We start from the raw sequence: 14,751 nt of genomic DNA on the forward strand, positions 1-14,751 counted from the left end.
TCGTCACGAGCCGGTGGCGCTGATTCGTTCGCTCTCGCGGCGCGTATCGAGAACGCGGCGCACGAGGTCGAGAAGCGTGTCGACGAGGTACGGCTTGGCGAGGAAGTGCACGTCCGACCGCGACGCGACGTCTTCGAAGAAGGTGCCTTCGGCGTAGCCCGACGTGTAGATGATGTCGATCTTCGGCCATAGCGCCTGAATGCGCTCGGCGAGCTCGCGTCCGCCCATCTCGGGCATGACCACGTCGGTAACGACGACGTCGACCGTGCCGTTGTTCGTTTCGACGAGCCGGAGCGCTTCCACGCCGTTGCCGGCCTCGAGGACTGTGTAGCCTTGCTCACGCACGGCGCGCACGACGAGCCTTCGGATACGAGGTTCGTCTTCGACGACGAGGACGACCTCGTTGCCGCGCGCCACCGACGAGCGCGGAGGAATGGTCGACGGGTTCGCGTCGGCCTCCACCGCCGGCAACCAAACCTCGAAGCGGGCTCCGTGCGCGGGGAGCGAGCTGACGCGCATGTGCCCACCGGCGTGTCGAACGATGCCGTAACAGGTGGAGAGCCCGAGCCCCGTTCCTTCGCCCGCGGCCTTGGTCGTGAAGAACGGCTCGAAGATCCGGGCCTGGATTTCGGGGGTCATGCCGATGCCGTTGTCCGTCACGCGTAAGACGACGTGCGGTCCGGGCGTGGCATCGGGAACGTGCGCGGCCTCCGCGGCCGACAGAGAAATGTAGGCCGTGTCGACGGTGAGGTTACCGCCGTTCGGCATGGCGTCGCGCGCGTTCACCGCGAGGTTGACGAGCACTTGCTCGAGCTGGCCGGAGTCGACGCACACCTTCGGGAGTGAGGGGCCGAGGGCGACGGTCAGCTTGACGTCTTCTCCGAGCACGCGGCGCAGCAGGCCTTCGACGTTCGCGACGACCGCGTTGACCTCGAGCACGCGCGCGTTGACCACGTCGCGTCGAGCGAAGGCGAGCAGCCGGCGCGTCAGACCCGTGGCGAGCTCGCCCGCGCGTCGAATCTCGCGGACGTCGCGCAGCGAGGCTTCGTTCGCGAACGAGCGCTCTTCGAGGATCGACGCGTACGAGAGGATGACCGTGAGCAGGTTGTTGAAGTCATGCGCCACGCCGCCAGCGAGCCGTCCGACGGCTTCGAGCTTTTGCGAGTGGTGCAGCTGCTCTTGCAAGCGGCGCTGCTCGGTCACGTCGTTCGAGATCGCGTGGAAGCCGAGGACGTCACCTTCGTGGGAGAACCGCGGGACGTACGACACCGAGAGATGTCGCATCGCCGGTCCGTCGCCGATCGTCGTGTCGAAGTGGACGGTCTTGCCCGCGAGCGCGGCGCGTATGTGCGGCTCGAGCCTCGCGTAGCCGGCGGCGCCCATCACCTCGGACACGGTGCGACCGACGATGTCCTCGATGGCCCCCATGTGCGGTTCGTAGGCGGCGTTGACGAACCGGTAGCGCTCTTCGCGATCGACGTACGCGATGCGAACGGGCACGGCCTCCGTGATGAGGCGGAGGTCTTCTTCTTGTTGATGGAGCGCGAGCTCGGTGAGCTTGCGATCGGTGATGTCGGAATCGGCGCCGACCCATTCGCGGATGCGGCCGCCCTCGTCGAGAATTGGCACGGCGCGCGCGAACATGTGGCGCCACTCGCCGTCTTTGCGTCGTATGCGCCGTTCGCACTCGAACGTCTCGCGCGATTGGACGGCGGCGTGCCAGCTGGCGAGCGTGGTCGCGCGATCTTCGGGATGAACCGCGTTGAGCCACCCGAAGCCACGGACGTCCTCGAAGCTCTGGCCCGTGAGGGCCTGCCAGCCGGGGATGGGCTCGACCACGTTGCCTTCGGCGTCCGTGGTCCAAATGACTTGCGCGGTTGCGTAGACGAGGCGGCGATAGCGGACTTCGCTCCTTCTCAGCGCCTCGTCCGGCGTGTGCGGGCCGCTCATCTCGACCAGCGTGACGTTCACGCCTTCGATCGCGCCGTCGTCGTTCGCGAGCGGGGTGACGTTTGCGAGCCAGAAACTCACCCTACCGTCGGGCTTCGTGCTCGAGAGCCCCAGGTTCTTCACCGCCTGACGCGTAGCCATGACCTCGCGACACGCACGCTGCAGCGGCATTCCGATTTCGGGCAGTACCTCGAGCAGAGGTCGGCCGCGATACTCCTCCGGGCGGCGACCGCTCAGAGCGGCGAAGGCGTCGTTGACCTCGATGAACTCCAATTTCGGGTCGACGAGCGCGATGCCCACGGGCGTCGTCGCGACCATCTTGGCGGTGTATGCGTCGGACCCCCGTGTCATTTTCGTAGGGACATCGTGCCCTACCGGATCACGGAAGTCAGCGGATCACGTGGGATCCAGGTGAGCTCCTCAGCGAGGCGCAACCGTGGGGCAACCTGCAACGATTCGCACGCCGAGAACGTCGCCGTCCATCACTCGGTTGCACGCCGTACCGAGAAGCGTGACGACGTTACCCTCGAGCTTCCACCCGTTCACGTTGTCCTTCGGAAGCACCACCTCGTCGAAATAGACGTTGACGAGGTTGGGGTCGGCCGGGGTCTCCGTGAGCGTGAACTCGCAGGTGGCGACGATCTTCGCCGCGATCTTCTTCAGCGTCGTGAGCAGGTCGGTCGAGCCGTTCGCCCCGACCGCGTAGTACTTGGGCGACGAGCCGAGCGCGGTACCACCTGCCACGGCAAGCCCATCCAGAACGGCGGCATACGGTGCGCTTCCCGGGATGCCGATCACGTACGTCGGAAAGCCTGCGGTCTTGAGTGCGCCCACGGCGGCTGTCGTCGGGCCGTCGTCGAGGCACGACTCGCGATAGCCGGTAGGCGGCTCGCAGCAGTTGAGGGGGCCTTCTTTCGGACAGCCCGGCGCGTCTTCGATGTTCGGCTGACACTCGGTGTAACCGCATCCAGCCGAGGCATTGCAGTTGGGGCCTCCGTCCGTCGCCAGGATCACGAAGGACTTGCCGGAGAGCGCTCGGAGCTTCGGGAGCACGAACCGCAGGGCCTCGGCGGTCGGCGTCCCACCGTTCGGTCCGGTGTTCGTCCCGGCGATGAGCGCGTTGGTGGTCGGACCGTCTCCGTTGCCAGGCGGATCACCGGGCCTTACGGGCAAGATCTCGACCGGCGGCGAGCACTGCTCCTGGCCGTACCCCGGGAACACCGTCGCGCCGAAGTTCGCGCGTGGACCGAGGGCCCTCACGATGGAGGCCATGGTGACGCGGACCTGATCCCACTTACCGTCCGAGGCCATGCTGCCCGAGCGATCGAGCACGAAGTACATGTTCGGGGCGTCGGTGAAGAGCGGGACGTCGACGCAATCGCAATACGAGCCGTCGTTGTTCGTGCAGAGCGGCACCTTCGGTCCGCCGTCGCCGAAGCCTCCGCCGTTCGCTCCGCCTCCACCGGAGGGCGTGTAGGACGGATCGCCGGCGGGCGGGGGCCGATGGTTCGAACCGCACCCTGCGAAGACGGCGAGGCCCGACGTCACCACCGCCACGACCGCCGCAACCGATGCCCGCTTCAGCACTCGAAAAACGTAGCAGAACGAGGCGCAGGCTGGACAGTTCGGGGAACAGTCCCGCCCGAATCTGGTTGCTCCTTTCGAGCGCTCCTTCGAACGCGCGCGCGTCCGCCGTGAGTCCGCGCCTCTGTGGTTGTAGAGTCCGGAGGCTCGCTCGTCGGCACACATGTCGCGCGTCCGAACCGCCCTCTCCATCTTTCTCACGGTGCTCTGCCTGATTTACGTGGCGAGCTGGCCGGGCGCGGTCGTGCGACCGCTCGTCGTGGAGCTCACGGCCGCGCCGCTACCCGAGAACCTCGCCGAGCGCGACGGCGTGCTCGACGTGATCGTCAAGACGGCGGACGGCGAGAAGTCACCGGTGCCTTCGGCGCGCGTGCGGGCGTTCGCCATGATCGACGGACGAGCTCATGCGGCCGGCGAGGCGAAGACGGACGAGCAGGGGAGGGCCACCCTTCGCGAGCTGCCACATACCGAACATTGGATCGTCGCCGAGGCGCCCGGACGTGCGCGCGCCTCGCAGATGGTGGTCGTCGTCTCGGGCGCACGGCGCGTCGACCTCGAGCTCGGCGCTGCACACACGCTCGAGGTGGCCGTGAAGAACGAGCAGGGCGCGGCCATGGCGAATGTCGAGCTCGAGATTCGGGGCGGGGATCCCTTCCCGGTGGGCGCGCGCACCGACGAGCAAGGCCGCGCGTACGTGAGCCGTCTCGGCGAAGGTCCTTACGTCGTGACGGCGCGCGCGACGGGCTTCGAAGAAGTCGTCCAGCGGCGGGTGCCGGAAGGGCGCGTCTGCACCATCACGCTCTCGCGCCAGGGCGCCTTGATGGTCGCCGTGGTCGACGAAGCCGGTAAACGTGTGCAAGGTGCACGTGTTCTGGTCGCGTCGCCGTCGCTCTGGCCGGCACGAGTCGCGGAGACCACGGCCGAGGGCACCGTGCGCATCGGCGGTCTCGATACCGGCAGCTACTCCCTTCGCGCCGTGCAGGGGGCTCGCATCTCACCCATCGAAGTCGGTGTTTCGGTCGGCAAGGGGGACGAGCACGCCGTGGAGCTGAAGCTCGGTCCAGGCGTGATGATCGCGGCCCGCGTGGTCGACGCGCTCGAAGACGAAGGCATCCCGAAAGCCAAGGTCACGCTCGCGGAGAGCGGCCTGTCGCCGTTTCCGATCGAAGGTCTGACAGACAAGAACGGAATCGTGACACTCGGGCCGATCGCGCCGGGCTCGTCGACGCTCTCGGTGTCGGCCGAAGGCTACGTCGCCAAACCGGCCACGCGCATCGAAGAGGTTCCTCCGGCGGAGGTGAAGATCGCGCTGGTTCGCGGCGGTGGACTCGTCGGACGAATCGTCGACGCACGAGGCTACCCGGTCGACGGCGCGACGATCCGCGTGGTCGGCACCGACCTCGAAGGGTTGCCCATCGACGAAGAGCCCCACCGAACCTCCTTCCGCGAGGCACACTTCACGGCGGCTCTCGCCGGTCCGCGCCCGCTCATACCGGCAGGAGAGCTCGGGGTCATGCCGGGGCCTGTGCCGGGCATCCCACGCGCGGGTGCGAATCTCGCTGCCACGCTGCCCTCGGCGGTGAGGTCGTTCGCGCCTGCGGAGGTCGAACCGTGGATCAGCGGTCGCGACGGCACGTTCAAAGCGACGCCGATTCCGCCCGGGCGCGTGAGAGCCCTGGTGCGGCACCCGCAGTACGTCGAGGCCATGAGCGAGGTCGTCACGCTCGTGTCCGATCGCGATGCGCAGGTCGCCGACATCGTCTTGGCTCGCGGTGGAACGCTCGAGGGGCGCGTGGTCGATCTTCGAGGCAAGCCCGTTGCCGGCGCCCACGTCACGGTTCTCGCCACGCGCGGCTCCCTCGAACGCGTGACGCGGACGGGCACCGACGGCTCGTTCGGCTTCGCCTCGGTGCCCGAAGCGCTCACGGTGCTCGTGTCGCGCGACGAGGACGTCACCCAGGTTGCGGCACGCGCCGAGATCTCCGTGCCCGACGGCGGTCGCAAGACGATGGAGATCGTCCTTCCCGAGGCGCGCGAGTCGCTCGCCGTTCGCGTGACCGCCGATCGTGGTTCGCCCGTCGGCAATGCGCAGGTGTCGGCCATCTCCCTCGACGCGGGCGAAGGCCTTCGGGTGACGGCGTTTACCGATGCCCGAGGTGAAGCCGTGCTGACTTCGGCCAAGGGCCTCGCGTTGCGTGTCGAGGTGCACGCGCCAGGACGCGCACCGAAGATCGTCACGACCACGCCGGAGACGACGAAGCTCGACGTCGAGCTGACGACCGCCGAGAGCGTGACCGGCGAAGTGTGGGCAAACCGTCGCGAGACCATCGAAGGCGCGGAGATCACGCTGCAGACCGAGACGGGCATGCGTCACGCCCGCACCGACAAGGAAGGCGTATTCACGATCCCCGAGGCCCCTCCCGGACGCGCCAAGCTGCGTATTCGCGCCAAAGGCCGCGCGCCGCTCGTGCGCGACGTGACGATCGAGGAGAGGGGAGGGCGCCGGGCGACCGACCTCGGCAAGATGGAGCTCGCCGAAGAGGGCGTCGTCGAAGGCACCGTGGTCGATGCGCGCGGCGAGCCCGTTCCTGGCGCGCGCGTGTCGAAGGACACCGTCCCGACCTATTTGCCTGCGTCGGGTGCAGGGCTCGCCGGCATTGCCGTGTGCGATTCGAAGGGCCACTTCCGCCTCGGCGAGCTCGCGGAAGGAGGCATCGTGCTCGAGGCCTACGCGCCCGACGTCGGCCGTGCGCATCTGACGGGCATTCGCGTCGTTGCGGGGCGAACCACGGATCGCGTGAAGCTCTCGCTCTCGCGCGATGCATCACCGACCGGCGAGCCGCTCGCGACCGGCGGCGTGGCGGTCACGCTGGGCGAGACGGCCGCGGGGCTCGATGGTCCGGAGGTCGTCATCGTGGCCGTCGCCGATAGCAGCGAGGCCGAACGTGCGGGCCTCGCACCGAACGATCTCGTGGTCGAGGTGGGCGGCGTGCATCCGACCTCGATCGTCGATGCTCGCGCTCGCCTCTCGGGGCCCGTTCATGACGATGTCCTCGTAAAAGTCCGCCGCGGTGAACGGAATCTCACGTTCCGCGTCGCGCGCGAGGCCGTGCGCCGTTGAGAGCGGTGGCCGAACGACGATCGCTCATCTAGCTTCGAGCGATGAGCTTGCTGCGCGCCTTGGTCACGCCGTCGTCGTTCACTCTCGCGCTCGGCCTTCTGGTCTGTGGTGCTTGTGGTGACGACGGTTCGGACGCGGCGGGCGGTTCGACGCGCACGCCCGGCGACTCTTCGGCGGACGGTGGAGGAACGTCGGATGGATCGCAGGCCAACGACGCGTCGGGAACGGATTCGTCGACGCCCGCCAAGCCGACCATCCTCTACGCCATGACGGGCGGCGACGACGGCAAGATCCACGTCTTCCGCGTCGATCCGACGAGCGGCGACTGGCAGTCCACCGGCGCGTTCGAGGCGGGCGCGAACCCGTCGTTCCTCGCCGCCGATCTCGCGCGCGGCCGCGTCTACGCCGTCGACGAAAACAACGACGGCCAGGTGCTCGCCTTCTCCTTCGATCGAACGGCGGGTACGCTCGCTCCCCTCGGCAATCCCGTGCCGTCCGGCGGCAATGGTCCCACGCATCTCTCGCTCGACCCGAGCGGCAAGTTCGTGCTCGTCGCGATGTACGGTGCCGGGCGCGTTTCGACGTTCCCGGTCCAGGCCGACGGCTCGCTCGGCGTTGCCGCCGACACGAAGAACTCCGGTGAGAAGGCCCACCTCGCGATCGTGAATCCGTCGGGCGGCTTCGCGTTCGTCCCGTGTCTCGGCGCCAACTACGTTGCGCAATACACGTTCGACGCGGCCGGGAAGCTCACCGCCAATACGGGCGGCAACGCGAGTCCACCCGCGGGGGCCGGTCCTCGTCATCTCGACTTCCATCCGAGCGAGATGTTCGCCTACGGCACGAACGAGCTCGCGAGCACGATGACGAGCTACGCGTTCGACAAGACGACGGGCAGGCTCTCACCGATCGAGACGCAGTCGATGCTGCCTGCCGACTTCACCGACGACAACACGGCGGCTGAGGTCTACGTGCACCCCACCGGCAAGTTCGTCTATGGCTCCAATCGCGGTCACGATTCGATCGCCGTCTTCACCGTCGACACGAGCTCCGGCAAACTCACGCTCTCGTCGCACGCCAAGACGAACGGGGAAACGCCGCGTAGCTTCGCGATCGACAAGGCTGGGCGCTTCCTCTTCGCGGGCAACGAAGGCACCGGCACGGTTCAGCCTTTCCTCATCGATGCATCCACCGGAGCACTCACGCCCATCGGGGAGCCGCGCGAGGTGCACAAGCCGACGTTCGTCGGCCTCTTCGCGTTCGACGCGCCCTGAGCATCGGCCTCTCCGAGGCGCACGCCACGCCTCCGCAGCGCGCGCCTCGGAGAGAGCCTCTCGTTCAGCGCGTGGGCTGCGCCGGGTGATCCGGTGCGCGCATCGGCTCGTTCGGGTGATCCATCGTCGGCGCGGGCATCTGCCTCGGACGATTCATGCCACGCGAGAAGAGCAGCCCGAGCAGTACGAGCGCCGCGATGGCGACGACGGGCCAGACCCATTTCGGCGTGGAGGGTCGGTTGATCCCTTCCGGCATGCCGACGTTGCGCTGGCGGACGTAGGGATCGTTTGCGTTGTAGGTTGCCATGGCGGTGCCTCTGCCTCCTGGTGCACGGCGCGATCGAAACGCACCGCGCCGATCGTTGTGGATGGGCCAACGCCCGGCTGCCATTTGACGCAACGACCGTGCTCGCCGCGCCTCGAGCACGTCGTGGCGCCGATCCCTGCAGCGGCACGGAATGCTTCGGCTCGGCGATGAGGCGGGCTGCATCGATTTCACGGTCGAGTCCGAGCGCGGGCCGATAGAGATCAAATTCCGGGGCCGCATGGGCTACCTTCCGGGCGGGCTGCCGTGCACGAGACGTCGAACATCGCCGACCCGTTCTTCCTCGTGGGCGCCACGCTCGACGGACAGTTCCGTCTCGATGCGGTCGTCGGCGAGGGCGGCTTCGGCGTCGTCTATCGCGGCTTTCACCTCGCGCTCGAGCAGCCCATCGCGGTGAAGGTGCTCAAGGTGCCGGACGAGGCGCCGGAGTTTCGCGAGATGCTGCTCGGCAAGTTCCGCGAGGAAGCGAAGCTGCTCTACTCGCTCTCGCAGCAGTCGCTCGACATCGTTCGCGCCATGAGCTTCGGCGGCGTGATGACGCCCGCGGGCGTGTGGGCGCCGTACATGGTGCTCGAGTGGCTCGACGGCAGGTCGCTCGACGACGATCTCGAAGATCGACGGCGTCGAGGTCTTCGAGGCCGCTCGGTCGACGAAGCGCTCGCGCTCTTGGCGCCGGTGGCTTCGGGCCTGTCGGTCGCGCACCGGCGACGCGTGGTGCATCGCGACGTCAAGCCGGGCAACGTGTTCCTCCTGCCGCCGACGCCAGGCGGCGCAGCGCGCGCGAAGGTCCTCGATTTCGGTATCGCGAAGGTGCTGCGCGAAGACGGAACGGCGGGAACGCGGAGCAAGTTCGCGTCGTTCACGTGGCTCTACGGAGCACCCGAGCAGCTCGATCCCCGGCTGGGTTCGATCGGGCTCTGGACCGACGTTCACGCGTTCGCGCTCGTGCTGACGGAGCTCTTGACCGACCGCGCGCCCATCGACGCGCGAGACACGGTTGCGCTTTACAAGCTGGTCACGGATCCCGCGGTCCGGCCAACGCCGCGCCAGCGCGGGGCGAACGTCCCCGACGCGATCGAGAACGTGTGCCGTCGCGCGCTCGACGTCGATCCGACCGCGCGCTTCCCCTCGATCGACGAGTTCTGGATCGCGCTCGAAATGGCGCGCCGTCAGAGCGCGAGCGCGGGCACGGTGATGACGCCGTCGGTACGATCGAGCCACCACACACCGATGCCCATCCCCGTTCCCATGGCCAACCCGCACGCGCCGCCGCGCACGGGCCAGCCGGGGCCGCCTCCTCCACTGCAGACGGCGTTTCCGGTGCCTCCGCAGACGGGCCATCCAGGGCCGCCCGGCGTGCCGCAGACGATGTGGCGGCCGCCCTATCCGATTCGCCCCACCCGCACGTCGTCCGCTCCGATGATCATCGCCATCGTGCTCATCGTCGTGCTGATGCTCTTCACGTTCACGTGCGCGACGATGTACGCCGCCTGCGGTTGACGGTCAGGCGCTCTCGCCCGCCAGCAGGATGTCGCGCATGGCATCGGGGATGCGCAGCAGCTTGTGCTGGTGATCGATGCAGCCGAGGCGCGTGTAGCCCTCGTTGAGAAGCACGCCGTCGCGTCGAATGCGGTACGAGAACTTCATCGACACCGCACGCAGCTCGGTGAGCGTGGTCTCCACTTCGAGCATGTCGTCGAAGCGCGCCGGAAGCTTGTAAGATGCATGCGCTTCCACCACCGGCAAGTGCCAGCCGCGCGCGGCCCAATCGGCGTAGGTCACGCCGCGGCGACGGAGCCATTCCACGCGGCCCGCCTCGAAGTACACGAGGTAGCTGCCGTGATGGACGATGCCCATCAGGTCGGTTTCGCAGAAGCGGACGCGCATGGGCGTCACGGTCCTGCTCTTTTCCGGATCGATCTCGAAGCCGAACGGCGGAATGGATGAGGCTGCCATCGTCGAAAACGCTCGTTACCATACCTTCCCGGGCGCGCCGTCGCCCTATCGATTAGGCTGGCCGATCGTGAGTAAGCGCCGTCATTTGCCCATCCTGAAAGCCGAGCCGGAGCGGCCCGCGCAGGACGTCGAGGACGACGACGCGAAGCGCCCACCGTGGCACTGGGTGGGATTCGGCACGATCGCCATCTTCGCGGCGTGGCTTCCGCTCGCGTACGCAGCCCAGGCGGTCGTGGTGAGGGTCATGACGCGCGAGTTCGGTGCCGCGGCCACGCCTGCCGAGATCTCGGAGAAGCTCGCGGCCGCTTCGTCCGCCGAACGCCTGCGCATCACCGCAATTCTCGCGTTGCCGAATGCGCTCTCGTTCGCGCTCGCATCGTTTGCTGGAGGCTATCTCGTCGGCCGGTTCGGACCGAAAGCAGGTGGGCGCGAGGCGGCGTTTTCGGGCGCCGTCACGGCCTTGCTTGCCGTGGTGATCGCGTGGGGAGGCCTGTCGATCGGGTATTTGCTCACCGCTGTCGTCATCTTCCTCGTCGGGGTTGGCTTCGCGGCATGGGGGGGCGTGTGGGGTCGGCGAAGCGGGAAAAATCGCCCGCCGACTGATGCCGGGCCGCTCCCGTGCTATCTCCCTTCCCCGATGTTTTGCCTGAGAGTTCCGACGGATCCTGGTTGGGCGCGAGCAGCCGTGCGCGATCTCGACAGCGTCCTCGTCGATCACGCCCACTGCGAGATGAAGGCGGCCACGAACGCCCTCTCTCTCGTGGTCCGTCATCCGGGCGATCTCGGGCTCGTCCGCGCCCTCACCGATCTGGCGAGTGAGGAGCTCGATCACTTTCGTCGCGTCGTCGCGTTCATCGAGCGACGAGGTCTGGCTCTCGGTCCGCCTCCCGTCGACCACTACGCCGCCGAGCTCCGCAAGGCGGTGAGTCGTCTGCCCAAGTCGCCTCTTCCGCCCGTGGTCGATCGTCTCCTCGTCGGGGCGCTCATCGAGGCTCGTTCGTGCGAGCGCTTCAAGCTGCTGCTCGAGGCGCTGCCGGAGAGCACCGCGCAGGACCTTCGGGGGTTCTACGAGGAGCTGTTCGCGGCCGAGGCGCGTCACTACCGCCAGTACGTGGATCTCGCCACGCAGGCGGCGCGCAGCGCGGAGTTGTCCGAGGGCGTTCAGGGGCTCGAAGCCGAAGTCGTCCCGCGTCTGCAAAAGCTCGCCGAGGCCGAGGGCGCCATCGTGGCCTCTCTGACCGAAAGCGACCTTCGCGCCTCCGTGCACGGCTGATGAGCGAAGGACCGATCGATCTCTTCGCGCTGGATCGCGACGTTCGGCGCGCCTCGGAGCGAGTCACCCGTTTCGCGGAGATGCTCCGCACGAAAGAAGGTCGAGAAGCGGCGCGCTCGTTCGATCCTTTCGACGGCGTTCGCCATGCCGCGGGTCAGACCACGTACCGCTCGCTCGAGGCGGCCAAGCCTTCGATTCTCGATCTCCCGCTGCGTGCGGGGCTCCTTCGCTGGGTCTACGAGCTTCTCCAGACGCGCATCGGCCAGGAGCTCACCATCGACGATGCGGATGCTGCTCACGCCATCGACGAGCGCATCGCGCGTCCTTCGATGGCACGCGGCAACGACGACCCCGCCGTCTTCAGGACGTACGCCGAAGCCTGCGTCGGCGTTCTCTCGGCGCCCGATCCGTCCCGCGCGGCCATCGCGTTGGGGCGGGCAGGGGAGCTTGCCCCACGCGTCGCGGCGCCCCGCAAGGAACGACGCGAGCGAAGGTTCGAGGCGGCACGCCGGTTGGGCCTCGCCGATCCTTCGTCGCTCGTCGGTCCCACGCCCCGAAGCACGCTCGTGACGATGGCGCGGGCGCTGCTCGATCGTACGGAAGCGATCGCGACCGAAATCCTGAAAGACGCGCGCCGCAAGCAAGAGGCCCCGTGGACCGCGGCGTCGGCGATGCACCTGGCGCTCGCGCGTCATGCCGGTGAAGGATGGCCGGCGCATCTCGGCTCGCGCTGGCTCTCCGAGGTGTTCGGTGCGCTCAGCGTTCGCCCATTGGACCTGCGGCTCGTCCCGAAGCTCCCCGCGCCGCTCGGCGCTTCGAGCTTCCTGCGGGCGGCCGCGGCCTGGGGCTTCGCCGTGCGTACGGCGGGAGCTGCGAAGTCGCTGCCATTCGCGCTCGCGCGCGATCCCTATCCGATCTCCGCGCACCGCTTCGGCTTCGCCTTCGCAGCGGCGCTCGCCGAGCCGAGCTTCCAGCGCAAGATGCTCGGTCTGCCTGCTCGGCTCGCAGCATCGCAGTGCCGGGCGCTCGGCACGACCATGCTCCTCTCCGCACGCACGCTCGCCATGCGCTTTCTTCTCGGCGACGAACGTACCGACGCAGGAACCTTCGAGGAGCTCGGCGTCCGCGTCTTCGGCGCTCCGCTCCCTGCAGCCATGCGTGATGCTTGGCCGGAGCCGCGCATCGACGAAGAGGCTCGTCTCGTGGCTCTGCTCACGGCCGACGGCTTCGTTCGAGATCTTCGCAGTCGCTTCGACGACGACTGGTTCCGCAACCCGCGTGCGGGTACGCACCTTGCGAGCATCGCGTGCGGTCCGGCGTTCTCGGAGGAGACGCTCGACGCGTCGTCCGACGTCGTCCCCTCGCTTGCTCGCTCGTTCGAGGAGGCGCTCGGTTGAAGCGCTTCGTTCGCATCGCACGTGCGTCCGTCGCGGCGCTCGCTCTACTCGTCCCAGCCGCTGTCGCCGAAGCGGTGTCCAAGTCTCCGCCTCCTCCTCCGCTCGCCCCGCTCCCCATGCTTCCGAGCGTCTCCCGGGTGCGCGTCGAGGTCGTCCGTGGCCAGCCACAGAAGCTCCTGGTCATCGAGGAGGTGAATCTCCCTCGCGGCGACTGGAAGGGTGAGTCCCTCGACTTCTACGTGGCCTTCGGAGCCCCCGGCGCACCGCGCGCCGTCGACGTTCGCTTGCTGAAGGTGGCCGACGGCTCACTCGAGGCCGAAGAGGAAGACACCGGCGAGGCCGTCGCCAGCGAGCGCGCGGCACGGCGACCTCACAGCGCGTACCCGCTTCTCGGTCGCGACACGATGGCCGGCATCGTATTGCACCTGAAAAAAGAGGCGCTGGCCCGTGCGTTCGCGCCGGGAAAGATGGCCACCGTACGCGTTCGCACCGTGCTCGATCTCCCCGAGCCCGACGCCGAAGGGGCGCGGTCGCTCGTCGTGCGTCTCGGCGCATCGCGCGGAACTCCGCTCACGCTGGGCCGCATTTCTGCCACCACCTCGCCGAGCGGATCGAGCGGCGGAACGAACGTGGTTCGCGCCGAAGCGCGTCTTTGCGGGCCCGACGCCGAGTCACGTTTGCTCGCCGTGGGCATCTCTCCCAAGCCAGCGTCTCCGTCAGCGCCGGCCGAGAGCCTGATCGCGCCGGTGCTCGCCGTTCGCCACGCGAGCGACGACCTCTGCGTGCGCGTGTGGACGTCGCCCTAATCTCAGAACGAGTCGGGCTGCGAGTCTTGCCCGCCCGAGCCCGCGCCTGCGTCGATGAAGAAACGCAGGCCGATCGAGAGGAGCGTCGCCGGGTGGTCGCCCGAGACGTCGCGACGACCGCCGAACTCGACGCTGAACTTCCGCTCGATGTAGCCCACGCCGAGACTCACGGCGTTCGTCTTCGTTCCGTCGTCGTACCGGTACCCTGCGCGGAGCGGGAAGTGATCGGCGGCGAGGAACTCTGCACCGACCATGGCGCGAGGGCGCGTCGACTCGTTGGTCTTGAAGTCGATGAGCGTGTCGGCCTCGATGGTGAACGTCTGGTTCGAGTAACCAATGCCGCCGGCCAAGGCGAGGGGGGCGAGCGTGCTCGACGGAGCGGTGAGGTTCAGACCTCGCACGCCGAGGCGGAGACCTTCGGTAATCGATACGGCCGCCCCAGCATCGAAGGTGAACTCGTTCACCATCGGATCGCCGCTCGTGCCGTCCGACGCGAGGCTCGCCCCGAGAGGTCCGGAAGCGACGCGTTGTGTGGCGCGCAGGTAACGTCCGGTGACACCGATGCTCAAACGGTCACCGAGCGGATACGCAATGGCGAGTCGAAGATCGGCCCAGCTGCGCTTGATGCCGTCGGGGTCCATCTGGGACCACGTTCCACCGAAGCCACCGGCCAATCGGCTCGTACTCGAGTCGACGACAGCGCCGCCGTAGGTCTGCCGTCGAGCCTCGGGACCCCAAGCTGCGAGTCCCTCGAGGTGATAGACGCGATAGAGAGGAAGGTTCGCCGGGTTCTTGAAGACGGCGATGGTGGATCCGCCCCAGGCTTCTTGCGCGCCTGCCATGGCGATCGCACGAGGCTGAGGTATCTCACCCAGGTCGTAGCCTTGATCGATCGAAGTCGACGAAGGATCGGCGTGCGCGACGCCCGCGACAGAGTGTGTCAGCGACCCGATGCCGATCGCGATCGCGGTCGCCATCGATCGACCGCGAAGACGGGACAATTTAGGGCGGATTGCCTGCACGACCTGCACGGCGGCCGACCCTAACAACCTCGCCGCCCCGAGGACA

11 protein-coding genes are annotated in these 14,751 nt (G+C 68.0%); 6 read left to right on the forward strand and 5 right to left on the reverse strand.

Translation table 11 applies throughout. From position 1 onward, the window contains the following. Positions 1-3: 3 nt before the first annotated feature. Complete coding sequence (locus AKJ09_RS19350; RefSeq protein ID WP_146648679.1) at positions 4-2,301, reverse strand: PAS domain-containing protein; 2,298 nt, start codon at positions 2,299-2,301, stop codon at positions 4-6. A gap of 69 nt (positions 2,302-2,370) precedes the next feature. Then, complete coding sequence (locus AKJ09_RS19355; protein WP_169927669.1) at positions 2,371-3,537, reverse strand: vWA domain-containing protein; 1,167 nt, start codon at positions 3,535-3,537, stop codon at positions 2,371-2,373. Between the two features lie 160 nt (positions 3,538-3,697). On the opposite strand from AKJ09_RS19355, the gene AKJ09_RS19360 reads away from it, so the two are divergent. Then, positions 3,698-6,655, forward strand: a complete 2,958-nt coding sequence (locus AKJ09_RS19360) for a carboxypeptidase regulatory-like domain-containing protein (protein WP_146648681.1) — start codon at positions 3,698-3,700, stop codon at positions 6,653-6,655. Positions 6,656-6,696: 41 nt separating this feature from the next. Beyond that, positions 6,697-7,926, forward strand: a complete 1,230-nt coding sequence (locus AKJ09_RS19365; RefSeq protein ID WP_146648682.1) for a lactonase family protein — start codon at positions 6,697-6,699, stop codon at positions 7,924-7,926. A 64-nt stretch (positions 7,927-7,990) separates the two neighbouring features. On the opposite strand, the gene AKJ09_RS19370 is transcribed toward AKJ09_RS19365, so the two are convergent. Continuing rightward, the gene (locus AKJ09_RS19370) at positions 7,991-8,233 is read right to left on the reverse strand and encodes a hypothetical protein (RefSeq protein ID WP_146648683.1); all 243 of its coding nucleotides are present in this window, start codon (positions 8,231-8,233) and stop codon (positions 7,991-7,993) included. A gap of 264 nt (positions 8,234-8,497) precedes the next feature. Here AKJ09_RS19370 and AKJ09_RS19375 point away from each other — a divergent pair, with 264 nt between their 5' ends. Then, a complete protein-coding gene (locus AKJ09_RS19375) occupies positions 8,498-9,751 on the forward strand; it encodes a serine/threonine-protein kinase (protein ID WP_169927670.1) in 1,254 nt (417 codons plus the stop codon). Between the two features lie 3 nt (positions 9,752-9,754). On the opposite strand, the gene AKJ09_RS19380 is transcribed toward AKJ09_RS19375, so the two are convergent. Then, positions 9,755-10,207, reverse strand: a complete 453-nt coding sequence (locus AKJ09_RS19380; RefSeq protein WP_146648685.1) for an acyl-CoA thioesterase — start codon at positions 10,205-10,207, stop codon at positions 9,755-9,757. A 67-nt stretch (positions 10,208-10,274) separates the two neighbouring features. Between AKJ09_RS19380 and AKJ09_RS54900 the strand changes: the two genes are divergently transcribed. From AKJ09_RS54900 to AKJ09_RS19395, 3 genes are read left to right on the forward strand one after another with little or no spacing between them, the layout of a single operon-like run. Next, positions 10,275-11,480, forward strand: coding sequence for a MiaE family protein (locus AKJ09_RS54900; protein ID WP_240488525.1), 1,206 nt, complete (start codon positions 10,275-10,277; stop codon positions 11,478-11,480). Then, positions 11,480-12,877, forward strand: coding sequence for a hypothetical protein (locus tag AKJ09_RS19390; RefSeq protein ID WP_146648686.1), 1,398 nt, complete (start codon positions 11,480-11,482; stop codon positions 12,875-12,877). Before AKJ09_RS54900 ends, AKJ09_RS19390 begins: the two co-directional genes overlap by 1 nt. Then, the gene (locus AKJ09_RS19395) at positions 12,874-13,683 is read left to right on the forward strand and encodes a hypothetical protein (protein ID WP_146648687.1); all 810 of its coding nucleotides are present in this window, start codon (positions 12,874-12,876) and stop codon (positions 13,681-13,683) included. Before AKJ09_RS19390 ends, AKJ09_RS19395 begins: the two co-directional genes overlap by 4 nt. Positions 13,684-13,685: 2 nt before the next feature. On the opposite strand, the gene AKJ09_RS19400 is transcribed toward AKJ09_RS19395, so the two are convergent. After that, positions 13,686-14,660 carry a PorV/PorQ family protein gene (locus AKJ09_RS19400; RefSeq protein ID WP_146648688.1) on the reverse strand — a complete coding sequence of 325 codons (975 nt, stop codon included), beginning with the start codon at positions 14,658-14,660 and terminating at the stop codon, positions 13,686-13,688. Between the last annotated feature and the right edge of the window lie 91 nt (positions 14,661-14,751).

It is taken from the genome of Labilithrix luteola (assembly GCF_001263205.1).
GTDB lineage: Bacteria > Myxococcota_A > Polyangia > Polyangiales > Polyangiaceae > Labilithrix > Labilithrix luteola.

Coding starts and splice junctions, on each gene's coding strand:
- AKJ09_RS19380 (WP_146648685.1), bottom strand. CDS start 10,207: ATGGCAGCCTCATCCATTCCGCCGTTCGGCTTCGAGATCGATCCGGAA.
- AKJ09_RS19370 (WP_146648683.1), bottom strand. CDS start 8,233: ATGGCAACCTACAACGCAAACGATCCCTACGTCCGCCAGCGCAACGTC.
- AKJ09_RS19365 (WP_146648682.1), top strand. CDS start 6,697: ATGAGCTTGCTGCGCGCCTTGGTCACGCCGTCGTCGTTCACTCTCGCG.
- AKJ09_RS19360 (WP_146648681.1), top strand. CDS start 3,698: ATGTCGCGCGTCCGAACCGCCCTCTCCATCTTTCTCACGGTGCTCTGC.
- AKJ09_RS19350 (WP_146648679.1), bottom strand. CDS start 2,301: ATGACACGGGGGTCCGACGCATACACCGCCAAGATGGTCGCGACGACG.
- AKJ09_RS19390 (WP_146648686.1), top strand. CDS start 11,480: ATGAGCGAAGGACCGATCGATCTCTTCGCGCTGGATCGCGACGTTCGG.
- AKJ09_RS19400 (WP_146648688.1), bottom strand. CDS start 14,660: ATGGCGACCGCGATCGCGATCGGCATCGGGTCGCTGACACACTCTGTC.